The following is a 20760-nucleotide window of genomic DNA, read 5'->3' on the forward strand; positions in this document are numbered from 1 at the left end:
GAAGTAGGAACCGCCGGTCAGGAGCGTCACCGGCTGCTTGCCGGCATTGATGAGGTCTTCGTCTTCTTCGCCGGGGGCCGGGGCCGGGCCCATGCCCAGCACGCCGTTTTCGCTGTGCAGGAAAATTTCCTTGTCCGCCGGCAGGTAGTTGGCCACCTTGGTCGGCAGGCCGATACCCAGGTTCACGTAGGCGCCCTCGGGGATGTCCTGCGCCACGCGGGCGGCGATCTCTTCACGGGTAAAGCGCTTCATTGCTGTGCCTCCTTGGTTTGCACGATCCGCTGCACGAAGATGCCGGGCGTGATGATGTTTTCCGGATCGAGCTGGCCCAGTTCCACCACCTCGGTGACTTGCGCAATGGTGACCTTGGCCGCCATCGCCATGATGGGCCCGAAGTTGCGCGCCGTCTTGCGATACACCAGGTTGCCCCAGCGGTCGCCGCGCAGCGCCTTGATGAGCGCGAAGTCGGCATGGATGGGCGACTCCAGCACGTAGTGCTTGCCATCGATGAGGCGGGTTTCCTTGCCTTCGGCCAGCATGGTGCCGTAGCCGGTCGGGCTGAAGAAACCGCCGGTGCCGGCACCGGCGGCGCGGATGCGCTCGGCCAGGTTGCCTTGTGGAGTCAGTTCCAGTTCGATTTCACCGGCGCGATAGAGCGCATCGAAGACGTGGGAATCAGTCTGGCGCGGGAAGGAACAGATGATCTTCTTGACGCGCTTGGTCTTGAGCAGCGCCGCCAGACCCGTATCGCCGTTGCCGGCGTTGTTGTTGACGATGGTCAGGTCGCGCGCGCCCTGGGCGATCAGCGCATCGATCAGGGCCGAGGGCATGCCGGCATTGCCGAAGCCACCGATCATGATGGTGGCGCCATCATGGATGTCAGCGACCGCCTGCTCCAAAGAGTCAGAAATTTTATTGATCACGTTGCTCTCACTGTAGATGCGGCGCTTCCAGCTGCGCCTGCGGATTGCCTCGCTGCACTTGCAATATTTGCCGTTCAGCCAGGCGGTTGGGACTCGTCTCTGCCGGTGTGGACAGACATTCCGGAGGTATTTGCAGCGTGACGTTTTCTGCACCAGAATGTTCGATCACCGAACTAATGTTTGATTTTCGCACAAAAAGAGTTTAGCGATCTGGCTTGACGGCCGTCAAGAAAAACCCGCAGGATGTGTTCGCTTGCCGCACAAAACGTTAAAATCCTGACGCACTGAGGTATGGCGGGAAATCCGAGCTGCCCCGCTGATGCATCGTCCTGAACCATCCGACCAGAGAGTCCATTCGCGCCCATGTCCACCGCCCCTGCTGCCAAGACCCGCAAGACCGCCGCCAAGAGCACCGCTGCCGTCAAGGACGCCAAGCCGCTCAAATCCGCCCCGGCCGCCAGCCGGCGCAGCAAGGCGCGGGACCAGGACCCGGCTGCCAGCGCGCCCGAGGCTGAACGCGAGCTGACCATCGCCGAGGAAATCGATGCCCTCACCGACCCCAGCTTCATGACCTCGCTGGCCCGGGGCCTGGCGGTGATCCGCGCCTTCAGCGATTCGCGCCGCAGCCTGACCATCGCCCAGATCAGCCAGAAGACCGGCATCCCGCGCGCGGCCGTGCGGCGCTGCCTGCATACCCTGAAGCAACTCGGCTATGCCGATTCGGACGTCAACAATTTCGCGCTGCGCCCCAAGATCCTGACGCTGGGTTACTCCTACCTGTCGTCCACGCCGCTGACCGTTTCTGCACAGCCCTACCTGAACAACATCAGCCGCACGCTCGGCGAGTCCTGCTCGCTGGCCGTGCTGGATGACAATGAAGTGCTCTACGTCGCTCGCTCGGCCACTTCGCGCGTGATGTCGGTGGCACTCAATACCGGCAGCCGCCTGCCCGCCTATTGCACTTCGCTGGGCCGGGCCATGCTGGCGCACCTGCCGGATGATCAGCTCAAAGCCTACTTCGAGAAGGTCAAGCTGCGCGCCCTGACCGACAAGACCGTGGTGTCGCAAAAACGTCTGCGCGACATTCTGGCTGGTGTGCGTGCGCAGGGCTATGCGGTCATCGATGAAGAACTGGAAGTCGGCCTGCGCTCCATCGCCGTACCGGTACGTGGTGCCTCCGGCAATGTGCTGGCCGCACTGAACGTGGGCGCACAGGCCGCGCGCGTGTCGGTGGCGCAGATGGAAGAAGAGATCCTGCCGGTGCTGCTGCGTGGCGCACAGGAATTGTCCGTGCTGCTGCCGTAAAAAACAGGTCCGCACTCCCCACCGGGGAGGCGGACCGAAGACAAAAACAGACCCTGCCTTTGCCATGCTGCGGATGTCGGCGCACCCCTCGGGTATCCGGGTGCGCCATCCTCCTCAAGACTGCGTTTCCACCAACGATCAGAAGGTGTGACGAATGCCCGACATCACACCCAGCTGGTTCTTGCCCGCACCCACCGACCCGCCGGCATCCACGGCCACGGCCGACGTACCGCCGTTCTTGATGTAGCCCAGCGAAGTGTAGAGCGCCGTACGCTTGGACAGGTTGTAGGTCAGGCGTGCCACCGAGAGGGTGACATCGTTCGGGCTGTTCTTCACGTCCAGGCGCGAGACCTGCGCATCCAGCACCAGTGCGGTGGTCAGCGGGTAGCTCACACCCAGGTAGTAGAGATCGGAATCGGTATTGGTGTTGTTGGCTGCGCGGGTACGGCGATCGACCACGCCGCCGCCGATCTTGACATCACCGATCATGAAGTAACCGTTCAAGGTGATGCGCTGATCGCTGTTGTCGCTGCTGGTGAGGCCACCGGAGGCGCCGGTATTGCCATACAGGATGTCATAGGAGGAAGTCACGCCCCAGCCCTTGCCGTCGTAACCCAGCAAGCCCGTAACCTGGCGGCAGGCCTTGCTGTTGCCGGCCACTTCGCCGGCACAGTTGGTGGCGGCCGGACCGCCGGTGGCCGAGGTATCGCGTCCGAAGCTGTAGGTCGCGCCCAGCGTGAAGCCGCTGAAGCTGCCGAGGTAGCCGATGGAATTGTCGCTGCGGGCATTGGGCAGATACGGGTCGATGCTGCCGATGGCGAAGATGTTGGGACCCATCACGTCCGTCTTGAGCTGCGAGATGTAGGTCATGTTGATCTGGCGGCCCAGGGTGACCTGGCCCCAATCGCTCTTCAGGCCCACATACGACTGGCGCCCGAAGATGCGGTTACCCTGCCCCATGGCGCCGGTGTCGGGAGCAAAGCCGCTTTCCAGCACGAAAATTGCCTGCAATCCGCCGCCCAGATCTTCCGTACCACGGAAGCCGATGCGCGACGGGAAGCTACCCGTCAGCGACGGCATCTTGAAGACCGAATTGCCGTTGGCATTGGCGTTGGTGGTGTAGACCACGCCGGTATCGATGATGCCGTAAATGGTCACCGAACTCTGCGCCATGGCCGAGCCCGCCGCACCCGCAGTCATTGCACATGCGGCAGCGGCCAGGGCCACTGCACGCAGGGTGGTTGTTCTTGTCATTGCCATCTCCTCCTGATTTCATTGAATGGTGAATGGCCGGCTCGCTGCCGGCGCACGCCCTCCTCCAGGCGCACGCCAGCGATTCGCTGCTCGCCGGCCGGGTGACTTCCCTTGATGTCAGTCCCTTCGATTACTTCAACTGCCTGTTGCGAATTCCCGTCGCCGACACGGCATCTTCCCGAAGCGCGGGCAAAAAAGCCCCCTGCCCCATGGTCAGCGCCATCGGCATGCGTGTTGCTGCGACGTTTTCCACGCCACTTTGTAAATGCGAGTTGGTCGATGCCGACTAGCGGACATCGCAGAATGAAGCGTCTCGTCTCTGGCTTGTTTCTTATTTTTTATAACTTTTATTAGCCGTTCGGTAACCGCACATCGGTTTGTTTACCGAACGGATGGTGCGATACTATTGTCGGCACCGACGCTTTGTCAACAAGGCGAGCCAGGGAAGAGAAAGCGATACGTCGTCCGTCTGCAACAGTCGGACCGGCGATGCGACAATCAGGACGGCAGCAGAACCGCCCGCGCAGCATCGCTCACTACAATCACAAAGGAGACTGAAAAATGAGGTTGAAAAAACTCGCAGGATTGGCCGTGATCACGGCCTCCGTCAGCTTGCTGACATCGCTGGCGCACGCTCAGGAAACCATCAAGGTCGGCCTGATCGCTGCCTTCTCCGGGCCCTTCGCCGATTACGGCAAGCAGATGGAAGGCGGCATCAAGGCCTACATGGCGCAGCATGGCGACACGGTCGCCGGCAAGAAAATCCAGATCATCATCAAGGACACCACCGGTCCCTCGCCCGAGATCGCCAAGCGCCTGGCACAGGAACTGGTGGTGCGCGACAAGGTGGATTTCCTGGCCGGCTTCGGCCTTACGCCCGAGGCGCTGGCGGTAGCGCCCATCGCTGAACAAGCGAAGAAGCCGATGATCGTCATGAACGCGGCCAGCTCCGTCATCACCACCAAGTCCAGCTACATCGCGCGCTTTTCGATGACGCTACCGCAGGTCTCGGGCCCCATGGCGACCTGGGCGCTGAAGAACGGCATCAAGCGCGTAGTCACGCTGGTGGCCGATTACGGCCCGGGCATCGATGCCGAGACCGCCTTCAAGACCAACCTGCTGGGCGGTGGTGGCCAGGTACTGGAATCGATCCGGGTGCCGCTGCGCAATCCTGAGTTCGCGCCCTACATCCAGCGCATCAAGGATGCCAAACCGGAGGCCGTCTTCATCTTCGTGCCGGCGGGCGAACAGGGCATTGCCTTCATGAAGGGCTATCGCGAACGCGGACTGGCCGAGGCCGGCATCAAGGTCATCGCCACCGGCGACCTCACCGACGACCACGTGCTGCCCGCCATGGGCGACTCGACGCTGGGCGTGATCACCACCTTCCACTATTCGGCCGCGCATGATTCGCCGGAGAACAAGGCCTTCCTCAAGAGCTTTGCTGCCGCCAATCCGGGGGCGGGCCGTCCCAACTTCATGGCCGTGGCGGCCTACGACGGCATGAACGCCATCTACGAGGTCAGCAAAAAGCTGAACGGCAAGATCGATGGCGACCGTGCCATGGCCATCCTCAAGACCATGAAGTTCACCAGCCCGCGCGGCCCCATCGCCATCGACCCGGCCACCCGCGACATCGTGCAGACGGTCTACGTGCGCAAGGTGGAGAAGGTCGGCAGCGAGGTCTACAACGTCGAATTCGACAAGTTCGAAAACATGAAGGACACCGGCAAATAATCGCCTGTCGATACTCCATGGAAACGCCGGTGATGCAGTGCACACCGGCGTTTTTCTTTGGGCCGCCCGCAGCCATGCAGGTTGGCGCGCCATCGGTCACGGACACGTCATCGTTGCGACGCGATGCAGCAATTTCAGATGCATGCCTCGACGCATTTTTCGTTCGTTAATCGCCCGCTTTTACTTTGTTCGCACAACACGAAAGTCACATGGGGCTTGCGTTTACCTCCACTTTACTTATACTGAATAAACGTTATAACTTATAACTAATTCAAACGCCGACCACGGCATGACCAGAGACAGCATGAACCAGCACAGCGACCTCCTCGACATCCAAGTTCACGGCGCCATTGCCGAGATCGCACTCAACCGCGCCGCCAAACGCAATGCCCTCAACGACCCGCTGGTGCGCGCCATCCGCGACTGCTTCCAGGATCTGCCGGATGGCGTGAAGGTGGCCATCATCCACGGCATCGGCGAACACTTCTGCGCCGGCCTTGACCTCTCCGAACTGCGCGAGCGCGACACCACCGAATCCCTGCATCACTCACGCATGTGGCATGCGGCCTTCGAGCAGATCGCCTTCGGCCGCGTACCGGTGATCGCGGTACTGCATGGCGCAGTCATCGGCGGCGGACTGGAGCTGGCCTCGGCGGCCCACATCCGCGTGGCCGAGCCGAGCGCCTTCTATGGCTTGCCGGAAGGACAGCGCGGCCTCTTCGTCGGTGGCGGCGGCTCGGTGCGCATCTCGCGCCTGATCGGCGTGGCCCGCATGGCCGACATGATGCTGACCGGCCGCGTGCTGACGGCCGAAGAAGGCCACCAGGCCGGCATCTCGCAATACAGCGTGGCCGCCGGCACCGGACTGGACAAAGCCCGTGAGCTGGCTGAACGCATCGCCCGCAATGCGCCCATGACCAACTACGGGATCATGCACGTGCTGCCGCGCATCCATGACCAGTCGATCCAGGATGGCCTGATGACGGAGTCGCTCATGGCGGCCGTGGCGGGCAGCGATCCCGATACCAAGGGCCGCCTGGCGGCCTTCCTCGATCACAAGCAGAACAAGGTCAAGCCAACCTGAGCACGACCGCAACGAACAAAGCATCGCAGAAGAATCGGCCCTGCATGGCCGGACAAGAGCCACCACAGCGGCCAGCAAGTCAGTAATACAGCGCAAGACCACAACAACACACCTGCCCGGCCACGACCGGGCAGGTGACACAACAGAGACATGTATGAACACTCCTCCTCGCTATCGCAGCTTCAGGTTCGGCATCGGCGGCGTTGACGTCGTGCCGGGTGCTGAGGGCATCTCCATCGTCAAGACCCGGCAGCCGCTGGGCGACTATCCCGCGCGCCTGACCGACAAGCTGATCCACTGGGCCACCGTCGATCCCGACCGCACCTACATGGCCCGCCGCGACAAGGATGGCCAATGGCGCCGCATCAGCTACGGCGAAGCCCTGCAAAGCGCGCGCCGCATCGGCCAGGCGCTGCTGCAGCGCGGACTCTCGGCCGAGCGCCCGCTGCTGATCCTGTCCGAGAACGACCTCGAACACGCCATGCTGGTGCTGGGCTGCCACTATGCAGGCGTGCCTTATGCGCCCGTATCGTCGGCCTATTCGCTGCTCTCCAAGGATTACGCCAAGCTGCGCCATGCAGTGCAGTTGCTCACGCCCGGCCTGATCTTCGCCGCCCATGGCGAGAAGTTTGCTGCGGCCGTCAATGCGGTGGCACCCGATATCGAATTCGTGGTCACCGAAGCCCCGCCTGCCGGGCGCGAATGCACGCTGTATGCGGAGCTGGAAGCTACCCGCGCGGGCGATGAAGTCGAGCGCGCCTATACCGCCACCGGTCCGGACACCATCGTCAAGTTCCTCTTCACCTCGGGCTCGACCAAGATGCCCAAGGCGGTCGTCAACACCCAGCGCATGATGTGCAGCAACCTGCAGATGATCGTGCAGACCTTCCCCTTCCTGGCCGAAGAGCCGCCCATCCTGATCGACTGGCTGCCCTGGAACCATACCTTCGGTGCCAACCACAACGTGGGCATCGTGATCTACAACGGCGGCACCATGTACATCGACGAGGGCAAGCCCACGCCGCAAGGCCTGGCCACCACCCTGGCCAACCTGCACGAGATCTCGCCGACCGTGTATTTCAACGTGCCGGTAGGCTGGGAAGGCATCGCCCACGCGCTGGAGAAGGACCAGGCCCTGCGCGAAAAATTCTACAGCCGCCTGCGCATGCAGTTTTATGCCGGTGCCGCCCTGGCGCAACCGGTGTGGGACAAGCTGCACGCCACCGCTGAAGCCACCTGTGGCGAGCGCATCGTGATGTGCTGCGGCCTGGGCATGACCGAGACCTCGCCTTCGGCGCTCTTCGTGGCCGACCTGGAAGTGCAGGCCGGGCAGATCGGCATCCCCACGCCGGGCATGGAAATCAAGCTGGTCCCCAACGGCGACAAGATCGAGATCCGCTATCGCGGCCCCAACGTTACCCCGGGTTACTGGCGCGCGCCGGAACAGACGGCGGAGGCCTTCGATGAAGAGGGCTACTTCCGCTCGGGCGATGCGGTGCGCTGGCTGGACCCGGCCCATCCGGATCGCGGCTTCATGTTCGATGGCCGCGTGGCCGAGGACTTCAAGCTCTACACCGGCACCTGGGTCAGCGTCGGCCCGCTGCGCGCGCTGATTGCGCATGAAGGGGCGCCCTACCTGCAGGATGCCGTCATCACAGGCCAGGACCGCAATGAAGTGGGCATGCTGATCGTGCCCAACATCGAGCGCTGCCGCCAGCTGGCGCGCCTGCCTGCGGAGGCCTCGCGTGCCGACGTGCTCAATGCGGCACCGGTACGCGACTTCTTCCAGGGCCTGCTGGAACGCCTGCAAACCCATGCCACCGGCAGTTCAACCCGCGTGGCGCGCGCGCTGGTCCTGATCGATCCGCCGTCCTTCGACCGTGGCGAAATCACCGACAAGGGTTCCATCAATCAACGCGCAGTACTGACGCATCGCGCCGCCCTGGTGGAAGCGCTTTACGCCGGCACCGACCCGGCCGTGCTGACCGCACAGGCCGCGCTCTCCCCCGCTCACTGAGGAAGCAACAGACATGGCACAAGCAGCGTTCTATTCCAGCTTCAAGGACATCTGGCTCGTCGGCGGCGTGCGTACGCCCATGGTGGATTACTGCACCAGTTTCAGCCAGCTCTCACCCACCGACATGGGCATCAAGGTGGCGCGCGAAGTACTTGCCCGCACCGGCATCGCCGCGACCGACATCGGCTCGGTGGTGGCCGGCAACATGGCGCCGGGCGATGCCTACCAGTACATGCTGCCGCGTCACATCGGCCTGTATGCGGGCGTGCCGATCACTACGCCAGCCATCATGGTCCAGCGCATCTGCGGCACCGGCTTCGAACTGATCCGCCAGGCCGGCGACCAGATCGAGCGCGGCTACACCGAGACCGCGCTGATCGTGGGCAGCGAATCGATGACGCGCAATCCGATTGCCGCCTTCGGCCATCGCACCGGTTTCAAGCTGGGTGCGCCGGTGGAATTCCAGGACTACATGTGGGAAGCCCTGGTCGATCCGGCCCCCGGCATCACCATGCCGCAGACCGCCGAGAACCTGGCGAAAAAATATGGCATCACCCGCGCCGAGGTCGATGAATACGCCGCGTATTCCTTCGAGCGCGCGCTCAAGGCACAGGCGGCCGGCTTCCACGCGGGCGAGATCGTTCCGGTCGTCAACGAGACCTTCCGCCTGGATGGCTACAACGATCGTCACATCAAACTGCAGGGCAAGACCAGCGAAGCCGCCACCGACACCCATCCGCGTCCGTCGCCGGTGGAGGTGCTGGCCAAGCTGCGCACGCTCTACCCGGATGGCGTACAGACCGGTGGCAACTCCTCGGCGCTGGTCGATGCAGCGGCCGCCACCATCGTCGCCTCGGGCGATTACGTGCGCCGCAACGACAAGCAGCCGCTGGCGCGCGTAGTCGCAGCGGCTGTGGCCGGTGTGCCGCCGGAAATCATGGGCATCGGCCCGGTGCCGGCCATCCGCACCCTGCTGGAACGCAATGACCTGACGGTGGCCGACATCGGCTGCTTCGAGATCAACGAAGCGCAAGGCGCGCAGATCGTGGCAGTGGAACGTGAGCTGGGGATCGATCGCGACAAGCTCAACGTCAACGGCGGTGCCATCGCCCTGGGCCATCCGCTGGCCGCGACCGGCGTGCGCCTGTCGATCACGGCCGCGCGCGAGATGAACCGCCGGGGTGCGCGCTACTGCGTGGCATCGGCCTGCATCGGCGGCGGCCAGGGCATCGCCTTGCTGCTGGAAAATCCTTCGGCCTCCCACTGATCCGCTCATTCGACAAGGACACATTTCATGCAACTGCAAGGACAAGCCGCCCTGGTGACGGGCGGCGCCTCCGGACTCGGTGCCGAGACCGCGCGCCAGCTGGTCCAGGCCGGGGCCCGCGTTTCCATCCTGGACGTCAACATGGAAGCTGCCCAGGCTTTGGCCGATGAACTGCGCTGCCACGCCGCGCGCTGCGACATCACCGACAGCGCGTCGGTGGAAGCGGCTCTCGATGCAGCACAGGAGGCCAACGGCACACCGCGCATCCTCATCAACTGCGCCGGCATCGGTGGTGCCAAGCGCATGGTGGGCAAGGATGGCAGCCCGATGCCGCTGGAGGATTTCAGCCGCATCGTCAACGTCAACCTGATCGGTACCTTCAACGTCATCCGTCTGACTGCCGCCCGCATGGCCGCTGCCGAGCCGCTGGCCGAGGGCGAACGCGGCGTGATCGTGGCGACCGCCTCGGTAGCGGCCTTCGACGGGCAAGTCGGGCAAGCCGGCTATGCGGCGTCCAAGGGCGGCATCACCTCCATGACCCTGCCGCTGGCACGTGATCTCGCGCAACACGGCATCCGCGTGGTGACCATTGCACCGGGGCTGTTCCTCACGCCCCTGCTCTACAAGCTGCCGGAAGAAGTGCAGCAGTCGCTGGCCTCGTCCATCCCCTTCCCCAAGCGGCTGGGCAAGGCCGAGGAATATGCGCAGCTGGCCTTGCATATCGCCACCAATCTTTCGCTCAACGGCGAAGTGATCCGGCTCGATGGCGCATTGCGCCTGGCACCGCGCTGAGCACCGAGGAGAACGCATGAGCAAGACCACCATTCATCCGGTACGCGTGGAATTCGGCGATTGCGATCCGGCCGGCATCGTGTATTTCCCCAACTTCTTCCGCTGGTATGACGCGGCCTCGCGCAACTTCTTCCATGAATGCGGCGTGCCGCCCTGGCGTGATACGGAAAAGACGCGCGGCATCATCGGCACGCCCGTGGTGGACATCAGCTCGCGCTTCGTGCGCCCGGCGACCTATGGCGACCGCATCGAAGTGCATTCCACCATCGTCGAATGGAATGACAAGACCTTCGTGATGAAGCACGAGATCAAGCGCGATGGCGAACTGCTGTGTGAAGGCCGCGATGTGCGCGTCTTCGCCATTCGCCATCCGGAGGATCCGGCGCGCATCAAGGCCATTCCGATTCCGGAAGACATCAGGGAGATGTGCAGTTAAGCAATACGGCAGCAAGCGAGAGGCGGCAACAAGCTGCCTCCGCCCACATCGGGCATTCGAACGAAAAATACAAAGGAGACGGAGATGAAAACCAAACTGGCAATCAAGGCAGGGGTACTGGCAACGATGCTGGCCTGTGCAGGGGCCGCACAGGCCGAGCTGACCATCGGCGTGGTGATGTCGCTGACCGGTCCGGGCTCGGGCCTGGGCATTCCGGCCAAGAACGGCTTTGCCCTGTGGCCGGAGACCATCGGCGGCGAGAAGGTCAAGCTGATCATCCTCGACGATGCCACCGATCCCACCCAGGCCAGCAAGAATGCGCGCCGCCTGGTGGCCGAGGACAAGGTCGACCTGCTCATCGGTTCGGCCGCGGTGCCGCCCACGCTGGCCGTGGCCGACGTGGCGCTGGAATCGCAGACGGTGCAGCTGGCCATCTCCCCTATCGAGACCGAAGAAGGAAAAGACGCCTGGACCTTCCGCCTGCCGCAATCCACGGCCGTCATGGCCGGTGGCGTGGTGGAGCAGATGAAGAAAATGGGCGTGAAGACCATCGGCTTCCTCGGCTACTCCGACTCCTACGGTGAAAACTGGCTCAAGGAAGTGCAGCGCCTGGCCACCGCCGCCGGCATGAAGATGGGCACGGTGGAGCGCTTCTCGCGGGCCGACACCAGCGTGACGGCGCAAGCCCTGCGCGTGGTCAGTTCCAATCCGGATGCGGTGCTGGTGGTGGCCTCGGGCAGCGGTGCGGCCATGCCGCACAAGGCGCTCATCGAGCGCGGCTACAAGGGCAAGATCTTCCAGACCCACAGTGCCGCCTCGCGCGACCTGATCCGCCTGGGCGGCAAGGATGTGGAAGGCTCCTACGTCATCTCCGGCCCGGCCGTGGTACCGGAAGCGCTGCCGGACAGCAATCCTTCCAAGAAACTGGCCATGGATTTCGTCACGCGTTACGAGAAGCAGTTTGGCGCAGGTACCCGCAACCTCTTCGCGGCCCATACCTATGATGCGCAGCTGGTGCTGCAGAAGGTGGTCCCGGAAGCGCTGAAGAAAGCCAAACCCGGTACTCCCGCCTTCCGTGCCGCCTTGAAGGAAGCGCTGGAAACCTCCGGCCCGATCCAGATCTCGCAGGGCACGCTGAACTACTCGGCCAAGGATCACTTCGGCCTGGGTGACGATGCGCGCATCATGCTGACCATCCAGAACGGCAACTGGAAGGCGGTCAATCCGTAATCCGCCTGTCCTGTCCGCGCGGCGGCGCGAGGTCTCCAGCTTGCGCCGCCGTTTTCCAGCCTGACGTTTTCTGCACCACACCCGAAACATGGACTCCTCCATTGCCGCCATCCTGACCCTGGATGGCCTGACCAACGGCATCGTCTATGGCTTGATCGCCATTGCCCTGGTGCTGGTCTTCACGGTCACCCGTATCCTCTTCATCCCGCAGGGGGAATTCGTCGCCTATGGCGCACTCACCCTTGCCATGCTGCAACAGGGCCAGCGCCCCGGTCCGCTATGGCTGCTGCTGGTGCTGGCCGTGTGCGCGGCCGGCATGCAGGCCGCGCAGCTCTTGCGCGCAGGCCAGGCGGCGCTGCTGCCGCGCACCCTGCTGGGCACGCTGGGCGTGCCGCTGGCCATCGCCGCCCTCGTCTGGTGGGCCGCACCTCAACAGTTCGCACTGCCGGTGCAGGTGCTGCTGACCCTGCTGCTCATTACCGCGCTCGGACCGCTGATGTACCAGGTGGTCTATGAATCGATGGCCGATGCCAGCGTGCTGCAACTGCTGATCGTCTCGGTCGGCATCCACCTGGCCATGACCGGACTGGGGCTGGTGTTCTTCGGAGCCGAGGGCTTCCGCACCCCGGCCTTCTGGGATGAACGCTGGAACCTGGCCGCGCTCACCCTGAGTGCCCAGACCGTGGTGGTGGTGGTGGCCGCTGCCGCGCTGCTGGTGGCACTGTGGCTGTTCTCCGGGCGCACGCTGTATGGCAAGGCGCTGCGCGCCACGGCGGTCAATCGCCTGGGCGCACGGCTGATGGGAATCTCCACGACGCTGGCGGGCAAGTTGTCGTTTGCCGTCGCGGCGTTTATCGGTGCTCTGTCGGGCGTATTGATCGGCCCGATGAGCACCATTTTTTATGACTCGGGTTTCCTGATCGGTTTGAAGGGTTTCGTCGCCGCCACCATCGGTGCGCTGGCGAGCTTCCCCGCCGCCGCAGGGGGCGCGCTGCTGGTGGGCCTGCTGGAATCCTTCAGCTCCTTCTGGGCCAGTGACTTCAAGGAGGTGATCGTGTTCCTGGCGCTGTTGCCGATCCTGCTGTGGCGCTCGCTGGTCACGCCCGCGCATGACGAGGACGAGGAATGATGATGAACAAACGACTCCCTCTCTACGCGCTGCTGGTCGTGCTGGCGCTGTTCCCGATCCTGCCCACGCCGCAGTTCTGGGTGATCCAGGCCAACTACATCGGCCTGTATGCGCTGGTGGCCATCGGCCTGGTGCTGCTGACCGGCATCGGCGGCATGACCTCGTTCGGGCAGGCGGCCTTCGTCGGCATGGGTGCCTACACCACCTCGTATCTGACCACCGTGCATGGCGTGTCCCCTTGGCTGACGCTGCCGATCGGCCTCTTCATCACGGGGGTCTCGGCCTATGTGCTGGGCCGCATCACGCTGCGCATGTCCGGCCACTACCTGCCGCTGGCCACCATTGCCTGGGGCATCAGCCTGTACTTCCTGTTCGGCAAGGTGGACTTCCTCGGCAAGTATGACGGCATCTCCGGCATCCCCGCGCTGCAACTGGCGGGGTTGGACCTGGCCAAGGAACGCCACCTGTATTACCTGATCTGGGCCATCGTGCTGGCCGCCGCATGGGTCTCGCTGAACCTGCTGGATTCGCGCGCGGGACGTGCCATCCGCGCCCTCAAGGGCGGACGTTCGATGGCCGAGGCCATGGGCGTGGATACGGGGCGCTACAAGATCCTCATCTTCGTCTTTGCCGCGCTGCTGGCCTCGGTGTCGGGATGGCTCTTTGCGCACATGCAGCGCACCGTCAATCCCTCGCCCTTCAGCCTGGCGATGGGCATCGAATATCTCTTCATCGTGGTGGTCGGCGGCATTGCCCATATTTGGGGTGCGCTGCTGGGCGCGGGGGTATTGAAACTGCTGTCGGACCAGTTGCAGGTGCTGCTGCCCGCACTGCTGGGCGATGGCGGCAGTTATGAAAGCATCGTCTTCGGCCTGATCCTGATCCTGTTGCTCAAATACGCACGCGGCGGCCTGTGGCCCTGGGTACGCGCGCTGTGGCTGCGTGCCTTCCCGGCCGCCCCGGCACCGCTGCGCGTGGCGACCGCCGCGCCGATGGACAAGCGCAACGGCCCGGCGCGCGGTGCACCGCTGCTGGAGGTGGACCAGATCAACAAGCGCTTCGGCGGGCTGGTGGCGGTCAATGACGTGTCCTTCAAGGTCAAGGCCGGTGAGATCGTCGGCCTGATCGGTCCCAATGGCGCGGGCAAGTCCACCACCTTCAATCTGGTCACGGGCCTGCTGCATGCCAGCGGCGGACGCGTCAGCTTCAACGGCCGCGACATCGCCGGACTGCCGGCGCGCGCCATCGCACGGCTGGGCATTGCCCGCACCTTCCAGCACGTGCGCCTGCTGCCGGGCATGACGGTGCTGGAGAACGTGGCCCTGGGTGCGCACATGCGCAGCCGGCAAAGCTTCCTCAGCAATACGGTCAATGCCATGCTGCATCTGGAACGCGCCGAAGAGCAGGCGCTGCTCGATGAAGCCGCGCGCGCCCTGCATCGCGTCGGCCTGCAGCACCTGATGCATGAGCAGGCGGGCAACCTGGCGCTGGGCCAGCAGCGCATCCTGGAGATCGCGCGCGCCCTGTGCTGTGATCCGCTGCTGCTGTTGCTCGATGAACCGGCCGCAGGCCTGCGCCATCTGGAAAAGCAGGCGCTCTCCAAAGTGCTGCAGGAGTTGCGCGCCGATGGCATGAGCATCCTGCTGGTGGAACATGACATGGAATTCGTCATGGAACTGACCGACCACATCGTGGTGATGGAATTCGGCACCAAGATTGCCGAAGGCACACCGCAAGAGATCCAGCGGCATCCCGCCGTGATCGAAGCCTACCTGGGTGGAATCGAATGAGTGAACTGGTCCTCGACGTTGCGCAACTGCGCGCAAGCTATGGCAAGGTGCAGGCGCTGCACGACATCAACCTGAAGCTGGAACGCGGCAGCATCGCCACCGTGATCGGCCCCAACGGCGCGGGCAAGTCCACGCTGCTCAACGCCATCATGGGCGTGCTGCCGGCGCAGGGCACGGTGCGTTATCAAGGCAAGCCGGTGGAACGCTGGAGCCTCGAACAACGCGTGATGGCGGGCATCGCCCTGGTACCGGAGCGGCGCGAACTGTTCTCTACCATGAGCGTGGAAGACAACCTGCTGCTGGGGGGATTTCGCCGTCTGCGCTTGCGGCAGGCACAGCCGCTGGATCAGCTGGCGACCGTCTTCGAGCTGTTCCCGCGATTGAAGGAACGCCGCGCCCAGCAGGCCGGTACGCTCTCGGGCGGCGAGCGCCAGATGCTGGCCATCGGCCGCGCCATGATGGCCAAGCCGGAACTGCTGATGCTGGATGAACCCAGCCTCGGCCTGGCACCGCGCATCGTCAAGGAAATCCTGCATATCGTTTCCGAACTGCGCACGGCCGGTATCTCTGTGCTGCTGGTGGAACAGAATGCGCGCGCGGCCTTGCAGACGGCCGACTATGGCTATGTGCTGGAACTGGGCAAGGTCACCATGCAGGGCGAGTCAGCGAAACTGGCGGGCGATCCGCAGGTGATCCAGGCCTACCTGGGATTTGGCAAGAAGGCAGAAGCCGAGGTGGTGGCGGCTTCCTGAGGCTTGACGTTTTCTGCACCACGGTATGTCAAAAACACATAGAACGAGGAGACCGAGATGAGAAAGATTTTCCTGCTGCTGGCCGCCCTGACGCTGTCCTTCCAGGTGCATGCGGCCAGTGACGCCGACAACACCACGCTGGTGCCGCCGCAACCGAAGCTGGCCTTCCTGGCGCGCTTCTCGGTGGATCTGGTGGCACCGATCTGGGAACTGGGGAAGACTTCCGACCTGGGCCGCCGCCGCATCATCCCGATCACCGGCGGCAGTTTCAAGGGACCGCTCATCAATGGCGAGATCCTCAACAACGGTGCCGACTGGCAGACCGTGACCGCCGATGGCCTGGCCATCATCGATACCCGCTACCTGCTCAAGCTCGATGATGGCGAGCTGGTCTACCTGCAGACCCGTGGCGTGCGCTACGGTCCGCCGGAGGTGATGGCCGAGGTCGCCAAGGGCAAGCCGGTCGATCCTTCGCGCTATACCTTCCGCCTGTTCATGAACTTCGAGACCGCCTCCAAGAAGTACGACTGGCTCAACCGCGCCATGGGGGTGGGCTACGCCATGCGCCTGGGCAATGCGGTGGTGTATGACGCCTACCTGCTCAATTGAGATGGACGGAGCCGATGACGATGCACTACACGCCCCCGCTGCGCGACTTCGCCTTTGTCCTGGATGAAGTGCTGCAGGCCCCGCAGGTCTTGCGCGCCTTGCCTGCGCACGCCGAGATCGATGGCGAACTGATGATGCAGGTGCTGGAAGAAGCCGGACGCTTTGCCGCTGACGTGGTCGCGCCCTTGAACGGTATCGGCGATCGCGAGGGTTGCCGTCTCGAAAATGGAACGGTCACAACGCCCCCCGGATTCGAGCGTGCCTATGCGCAATTCTGCGCGGGCGGCTGGCCGGCCCTGGCCTGTGCGCCCGAGCACGGCGGCCAGGGCTTGCCGCATGTGCTGGACTGCGCGCTCTATGAAATGCTGAGCGCGGCCAATCATGGCTGGACCATGTATCCCGGCTTGCTGCATGGGGCCTATGCCTGCCTGGCGGCGCATGGCTCACCTGAGCTGCAGGCACGCTATCTGGAGAAGATCGCCAGCGGCCAATGGCTGGCCACCATGTGCCTGACGGAAGCGCAGGCCGGCAGCGACCTGGGCCAGTTGCGCACACGCGCCGTGCCGCAGAAGGACGGCAGCTATCGCCTCAGCGGCGACAAGATTTTCATCTCAGGGGGCGAACACGACCTGACGCCCAACATCATTCACTTGGTACTGGCCCGATTGCCGGATGCGCTGCCGGGCAGCAAGGGGCTGTCGCTGTTCCTGGCGCCGCGCATGCTGGACGATGGCAGCCGCAATGGCGTGCACTGCACCGGCATCGAACACAAGATGGGCATTCATGGCAGCGCCACGTGCAGTCTGCATTTCGAGCAGGCGCAGGCGTGGCTGGTCGGTGAAGCGGGACGCGGACTGGCGGCGATGTTCGTGATGATGAATGCGGCGCGTCTGCATGTGGGCGCGCAGGGACTGGGGCTGGCCGAAGCGGCCTGGCAGCGCGCCAGCGCTTATGCGCGTGAACGTCGCCAGTCGCGCGCACCGGGCTCATCCGGCAACGACCTGATCGTGCGCCACCCTGCCGTGCAGAAGCTGCTGATGGAACAGCGCTGCCGCATCGAGGGCGCGCGCCTGCTGACTTGCTGGGCCGGGCTCCTGCTGGACCTGGCCGGGCATGATCCGGATGCGGCCCAGCGCCGGCGCCATCATGAACGGCTGGAATTCATCACGCCGGTCATCAAGGCCTTCCTCACCGACCAGGGATTCCAGTGTGCCAGCCGTGCGCTGCAGGTCTTTGGCGGGCATGGCTATGTGGTCGAGACCGGTATCGAACAATTCATGCGCGATGCCCGCATCACCATGATCTATGAGGGGACCAACGAGATCCAGGCGATCGATTTCCTGATGCGCAAAGTACTGGGCGATGAGGGGAAGCGGCTGGATGATTTCCTCACGCTGGTGCGCGCGGACATCGAGGACGGAACACTGCTAGGCGAACAGGCCCGATTGCTTGCTAACGCTGTGGATAAATTAAGTGGACTCGCCACGGATATCGCCACGGCGGCGCTGCAATCGCCCTCCCTGCCCTACTACGTGGCTGATGAAATGCTGCGCCTGACCGGCCATGTGGCGCTGGGCTGGATGTGGCTGCGCGCCGGCCGCCGGGCGCTCTTGGCCATGGCCTCGGACCCGGCCTGGTACGGCGGCAAGCGGGATGCCGCGTGCTATCATTTCGCCTTTGTGTTTGCGGAAGTCCACCAGTTGTCCAGCGTGATCGAAGGCTGCCTGGCGACCGGGCTGCCGCCCCTTCCTACCGACCTGGACCACCATGCTGCCCAAGAAGCCGGCTGATTTCGATTCCGACGACGATGCAGCGCCAAGCGCGCCGCTGGACCAGCAACTGCTGCTGAGCCTGGTCGGCTACAACTGCCGCCGTGCCTACATCACCATCATGCCCTTGTTCGAAAAGCGGATGGCGAAGTTCGAATTGCGGCCAGTGGATTTCACGGTGCTGAGCCTGTTGAAGGCCAATCCCAACATCAACCAGAAGCGCCTGTCCAAGGCGATCAACGTTTCCCCGCCCAACCTGGCGACCTTGCTGGACAAGCTGGAGCAGCGCGGCCTGGTAGTACGCCAGCGCAATCCGCAGGATCGCCGTTCACAGGTGCTGGCGCTCACGCCAGCGGGCATGCGCATGTGCACCAAGGCCGAACAGACCGCCATCGAGCTGGAGCTCAAGGCCACCGAGATGCTTTCGGACGGCGAACGCGCTCAGCTCATCGGCTTGTTGCAGAAGATGTTCCTGCCACAGTAAGCGGCATTTCTGATTCCATTCTCAACGCAGGAACACCAGCTCGGCGTAGCTGGGGTTGGCGTGTGCGCGCTGGTATTGCTTGAGGTCTTCGATGACCTGGGCGCGGGTCAGTCCTTGCTGTTGCTGCTGATCGGCTGCGGCGGTCCGCGTTGGTTGCGCCGGAATGCTGATGGTCGAGGCGGGCTCGGCCTTGGCCGGTTCGGCGGCATAGGCTGCCTGCGCTGCGATGCCGGCCACGGCCAGCGTGGCGGCCAGGACAAGTTGGCGTGTGAAGATCTTGTTCATGTTCTGCTCCCTGGAATGCAAGCGGATGCTGCACGATGCGTATCGCTTATGAATGCTTCATTCCCATGCAGACATTCTATTGTTTCCTTTCCGATGGAAAAACCGGTGATCTGGCAATGCTCTGTTGCGGCCGTTGAAAGAATGCTTTCAGGCATCTTGTCGATTCGCCAGCACTGGTATGACAAATGATGAGTTGCACGGCTTTTACCCGCCTCCATCGGGCTTTCCCCGCGACCAGCCACCCTCAAAATTGGTAAATCTTATAAATAATTTTCAGGGAACACGCATGAAAATCGGCACCCGTCTTGGCGGCTCCTTCCTGCTGGTCACGTTGCTGGCTTGCGTACTCATTACGGCGTCTCTGCTCACGCTGACCCGGATCGGCCAGCACTGGGGTGATTTTTCCGGCACGGTGCTGACCAAGCAGGACTACGCCACCCAGGGCTACATCAAGCTGGGGGAGGGCGTACAGAACTTCAAGAACTACGTGGTGCGCGGCAAGGACTATGACAAGCATTTCCTGGCCGACATGGATGCCATCGCCCGCCTCATGAGCGAGTACCGCAAGCTGGGTGTGGACAACCCCAAGGAAGAAGAGCTGCTGCAGAAGATCAGCACGGGCGAACGCAATTATCGTGAAGCCGTGGCCAAGGCGCAGGGGATGAAGGCGGCCGGGGCCTCGGTCAGCGAGATCGATGCGTCCATCAGTGGCGCAGACAAGGTTCTGGGAGCAGGTTTCGCGGGCCTGCTGGCGATTGCGCGCGAGAACGCCAATGGCACCGGCCAGGAAATCTCCAGCGCCATCCGCAACGGTGAAGCCGTCGAACTGGGCGTAGGCGCGGTGGTGGTGCTGCTGGCCGCGCTGCTGGCGCTGCTTGCCACCCGCTCCATTACGCGCCCCATCGCCGAAGCGGTCACCATCGCCAAGACGGTGGCGGCAGGCGACCTGGGCAGCCGTATCGAGGTCAGGCGCAAGGATGAGACCGGTGAACTGCTGCAGGCCTTGAAGGAAATGAGCAGCAGCCTGCAGCGCGTGGTCGGCGGCGTGCGCACCGGCAGCGACACCATCGTGACGGCCTCGACCCAGATCGCTGGCGGCAATCTCGACTTGTCGGCGCGCACGGAGCAACAGGCCAGTTCGCTGGAAGAGACGGCGGCGGCGATGGAACAGATCACCTCCACCGTGCGCCGCAATGCCGATCATGCGCGCCAGGCCAATGCGATGGCGGGTTCGGTGTCGGCAGTGGCTTCGCGCAGCGGGCTGGTGGTATCGGACGTGGTGAGCACCATGGAAGAGATCCAGGCCTCAGCGCGCGAGATTGCGGACATCATCAGCGTGATCGATGGCATCGCCTTCCAGACCAATATCCTCGCGCTCAATGCGGCGGTGGAAGCGGCGCGTGCCGGCGAGCAGGGTCGCGGCTTTGCGGTGGTAGCGTCGGAAGTACGCAGCCTGGCCCAGCGCGCGGCGACGGCGGCCAAGGAAATCAAGACCCTCATCGGAACTTCTGTGGAGAAGGTAGAAGCCGGTAGCCAGCTGGTCAGGAATGCCGGCGCTACCATCGAGGAACTGGTGGTGAGCGTGCGCAGCGTGACGCAGATCATGAGCGAGATCTCGGCCGCCAGCGGCGAACAGGAAGCCGGCATCGAACAGGTCAACCAGGCGATTGCGCAGATGGATACGGTGACGCAGCAGAATGCGGCGCTGGTGGAAGAAGCAGCGGCCGCCACCGAGGCGCTCAAGGAGCAGGCGCGCAGGCTGGCGGAGTCGGTGAGTGTGTTTCGGTTGGGGGTGGGGAGGATGGCTTGAAAGGGGAAAGATGCGGCGTGCAACTATCGGTGGTGACCTGGCACGGGTTCGCTTTCATGCGCTTGAAGGCAATCAATCCGACCTCCG

The 20760-nt window shown here is 63.6% G+C and carries 20 protein-coding genes; 16 read left to right on the forward strand and 4 right to left on the reverse strand.

The annotated features are described in order from the left end of the window. A partial coding sequence (locus B3873_RS22285; protein ID WP_286869135.1) for a CoA-transferase occupies positions 1-252 on the reverse strand: 252 nt, incomplete at its 3' end. Beyond that, positions 249-923: a 3-oxoacid CoA-transferase subunit A gene (locus B3873_RS22290; protein ID WP_286869136.1), complete on the reverse strand. Its 675-nt coding sequence runs from the start codon at positions 921-923 to the stop codon at positions 249-251. The genes B3873_RS22285 and B3873_RS22290, both read right to left, overlap by 4 nt. Positions 924-1286: 363 nt before the next feature. Between B3873_RS22290 and B3873_RS22295 the strand changes: the two genes are divergently transcribed. Next, entirely contained in the window at positions 1287-2228 is a 942-nt protein-coding gene (locus B3873_RS22295) for an IclR family transcriptional regulator domain-containing protein (protein ID WP_286869137.1), read from the forward strand. A 138-nt stretch (positions 2229-2366) separates the two neighbouring features. Here the strand turns inward: B3873_RS22295 and B3873_RS22300 are convergent, their stop codons facing one another. Next, positions 2367-3482, reverse strand: coding sequence for a porin (locus B3873_RS22300; protein WP_209535212.1), 1116 nt, complete (start codon positions 3480-3482; stop codon positions 2367-2369). Positions 3483-3514: 32 nt separating this feature from the next. On the opposite strand from B3873_RS22300, the gene B3873_RS22305 reads away from it, so the two are divergent. From B3873_RS22305 to B3873_RS22370, 14 genes are all read left to right on the forward strand, one after another. Continuing rightward, positions 3515-3772 (forward strand): hypothetical protein, encoded by a 258-nt coding sequence (locus B3873_RS22305; RefSeq protein ID WP_286869139.1) that lies wholly within the window; start codon positions 3515-3517, stop codon positions 3770-3772. A gap of 271 nt (positions 3773-4043) precedes the next feature. Continuing rightward, positions 4044-5219 carry an ABC transporter substrate-binding protein gene (locus B3873_RS22310; RefSeq protein WP_286869140.1) on the forward strand — a complete coding sequence of 392 codons (1176 nt, stop codon included), beginning with the start codon at positions 4044-4046 and terminating at the stop codon, positions 5217-5219. Positions 5220-5523: 304 nt separating this feature from the next. Beyond that, a complete protein-coding gene (locus B3873_RS22315; RefSeq protein ID WP_286869141.1) occupies positions 5524-6303 on the forward strand; it encodes a crotonase/enoyl-CoA hydratase family protein in 780 nt (259 codons plus the stop codon). A gap of 154 nt (positions 6304-6457) precedes the next feature. Further along, positions 6458-8320, forward strand: a complete 1863-nt coding sequence (locus B3873_RS22320) for a feruloyl-CoA synthase (RefSeq protein WP_286869142.1) — start codon at positions 6458-6460, stop codon at positions 8318-8320. 13 nt (positions 8321-8333) lie between these two features. Next, a complete protein-coding gene (locus B3873_RS22325) occupies positions 8334-9587 on the forward strand; it encodes a thiolase family protein (protein ID WP_286869143.1) in 1254 nt (417 codons plus the stop codon). Positions 9588-9614: 27 nt separating this feature from the next. Next, entirely contained in the window at positions 9615-10379 is a 765-nt protein-coding gene (locus B3873_RS22330) for an SDR family NAD(P)-dependent oxidoreductase (protein WP_286869144.1), read from the forward strand. A gap of 16 nt (positions 10380-10395) precedes the next feature. After that, positions 10396-10815, forward strand: a complete 420-nt coding sequence (locus B3873_RS22335) for an acyl-CoA thioesterase (protein ID WP_286869146.1) — start codon at positions 10396-10398, stop codon at positions 10813-10815. Positions 10816-10899: 84 nt separating this feature from the next. Then, complete coding sequence (locus tag B3873_RS22340) at positions 10900-12045, forward strand: ABC transporter substrate-binding protein (protein WP_286869148.1); 1146 nt, start codon at positions 10900-10902, stop codon at positions 12043-12045. An 88-nt stretch (positions 12046-12133) separates the two neighbouring features. Then, positions 12134-13174, forward strand: coding sequence for a branched-chain amino acid ABC transporter permease (locus B3873_RS22345; RefSeq protein WP_034334616.1), 1041 nt, complete (start codon positions 12134-12136; stop codon positions 13172-13174). Continuing rightward, positions 13171-14964, forward strand: coding sequence for an ABC transporter permease subunit (locus B3873_RS22350; protein WP_286869151.1), 1794 nt, complete (start codon positions 13171-13173; stop codon positions 14962-14964). Before B3873_RS22345 ends, B3873_RS22350 begins: the two co-directional genes overlap by 4 nt. Next, positions 14961-15716: an ABC transporter ATP-binding protein gene (locus B3873_RS22355; protein ID WP_121045751.1), complete on the forward strand. Its 756-nt coding sequence runs from the start codon at positions 14961-14963 to the stop codon at positions 15714-15716. The genes B3873_RS22350 and B3873_RS22355 overlap by 4 nt, the downstream gene beginning before the upstream one ends. 57 nt (positions 15717-15773) lie before the next feature. Beyond that, positions 15774-16325 carry a DUF3237 domain-containing protein gene (locus tag B3873_RS22360; RefSeq protein WP_039783922.1) on the forward strand — a complete coding sequence of 184 codons (552 nt, stop codon included), beginning with the start codon at positions 15774-15776 and terminating at the stop codon, positions 16323-16325. Positions 16326-16339: 14 nt separating this feature from the next. Beyond that, positions 16340-18115: an acyl-CoA dehydrogenase family protein gene (locus B3873_RS22365; protein ID WP_286869153.1), complete on the forward strand. Its 1776-nt coding sequence runs from the start codon at positions 16340-16342 to the stop codon at positions 18113-18115. Next, complete coding sequence (locus B3873_RS22370) at positions 18093-18578, forward strand: MarR family winged helix-turn-helix transcriptional regulator (protein ID WP_034334628.1); 486 nt, start codon at positions 18093-18095, stop codon at positions 18576-18578. Before B3873_RS22365 ends, B3873_RS22370 begins: the two co-directional genes overlap by 23 nt. 21 nt (positions 18579-18599) lie before the next feature. Here the strand turns inward: B3873_RS22370 and B3873_RS22375 are convergent, their stop codons facing one another. Beyond that, on the reverse strand, positions 18600-18863 hold the full coding sequence (locus B3873_RS22375; protein WP_286869156.1) for a hypothetical protein: 264 nt from the start codon (positions 18861-18863) through the stop codon (positions 18600-18602). A gap of 286 nt (positions 18864-19149) precedes the next feature. Between B3873_RS22375 and B3873_RS22380 the strand changes: the two genes are divergently transcribed. Further along, complete coding sequence (locus B3873_RS22380) at positions 19150-20673, forward strand: methyl-accepting chemotaxis protein (protein ID WP_286869158.1); 1524 nt, start codon at positions 19150-19152, stop codon at positions 20671-20673. Positions 20674-20760: the final 87 nt, after the last annotated feature.

The sequence above is a fragment of the Herbaspirillum sp. UBA812 genome (assembly GCF_002296545.1).
In the GTDB taxonomy this organism is placed as follows: domain Bacteria; phylum Pseudomonadota; class Gammaproteobacteria; order Burkholderiales; family Burkholderiaceae_D; genus Herbaspirillum; species Herbaspirillum huttiense.

Coding starts and splice junctions, on each gene's coding strand:
- B3873_RS22295 (WP_286869137.1), top strand. CDS start 1,287: ATGTCCACCGCCCCTGCTGCCAAGACCCGCAAGACCGCCGCCAAGAGC.
- B3873_RS22300 (WP_209535212.1), bottom strand. CDS start 3,482: ATGACAAGAACAACCACCCTGCGTGCAGTGGCCCTGGCCGCTGCCGCA.
- B3873_RS22305 (WP_286869139.1), top strand. CDS start 3,515: ATGGCCGGCTCGCTGCCGGCGCACGCCCTCCTCCAGGCGCACGCCAGC.
- B3873_RS22310 (WP_286869140.1), top strand. CDS start 4,044: ATGAGGTTGAAAAAACTCGCAGGATTGGCCGTGATCACGGCCTCCGTC.
- B3873_RS22315 (WP_286869141.1), top strand. CDS start 5,524: ATGAACCAGCACAGCGACCTCCTCGACATCCAAGTTCACGGCGCCATT.
- B3873_RS22320 (WP_286869142.1), top strand. CDS start 6,458: ATGAACACTCCTCCTCGCTATCGCAGCTTCAGGTTCGGCATCGGCGGC.
- B3873_RS22325 (WP_286869143.1), top strand. CDS start 8,334: ATGGCACAAGCAGCGTTCTATTCCAGCTTCAAGGACATCTGGCTCGTC.
- B3873_RS22330 (WP_286869144.1), top strand. CDS start 9,615: ATGCAACTGCAAGGACAAGCCGCCCTGGTGACGGGCGGCGCCTCCGGA.
- B3873_RS22335 (WP_286869146.1), top strand. CDS start 10,396: ATGAGCAAGACCACCATTCATCCGGTACGCGTGGAATTCGGCGATTGC.
- B3873_RS22340 (WP_286869148.1), top strand. CDS start 10,900: ATGAAAACCAAACTGGCAATCAAGGCAGGGGTACTGGCAACGATGCTG.
- B3873_RS22345 (WP_034334616.1), top strand. CDS start 12,134: ATGGACTCCTCCATTGCCGCCATCCTGACCCTGGATGGCCTGACCAAC.
- B3873_RS22350 (WP_286869151.1), top strand. CDS start 13,171: ATGATGATGAACAAACGACTCCCTCTCTACGCGCTGCTGGTCGTGCTG.
- B3873_RS22355 (WP_121045751.1), top strand. CDS start 14,961: ATGAGTGAACTGGTCCTCGACGTTGCGCAACTGCGCGCAAGCTATGGC.
- B3873_RS22360 (WP_039783922.1), top strand. CDS start 15,774: ATGAGAAAGATTTTCCTGCTGCTGGCCGCCCTGACGCTGTCCTTCCAG.
- B3873_RS22365 (WP_286869153.1), top strand. CDS start 16,340: ATGACGATGCACTACACGCCCCCGCTGCGCGACTTCGCCTTTGTCCTG.
- B3873_RS22370 (WP_034334628.1), top strand. CDS start 18,093: ATGCTGCCCAAGAAGCCGGCTGATTTCGATTCCGACGACGATGCAGCG.
- B3873_RS22375 (WP_286869156.1), bottom strand. CDS start 18,863: ATGAACAAGATCTTCACACGCCAACTTGTCCTGGCCGCCACGCTGGCC.
- B3873_RS22380 (WP_286869158.1), top strand. CDS start 19,150: ATGAAAATCGGCACCCGTCTTGGCGGCTCCTTCCTGCTGGTCACGTTG.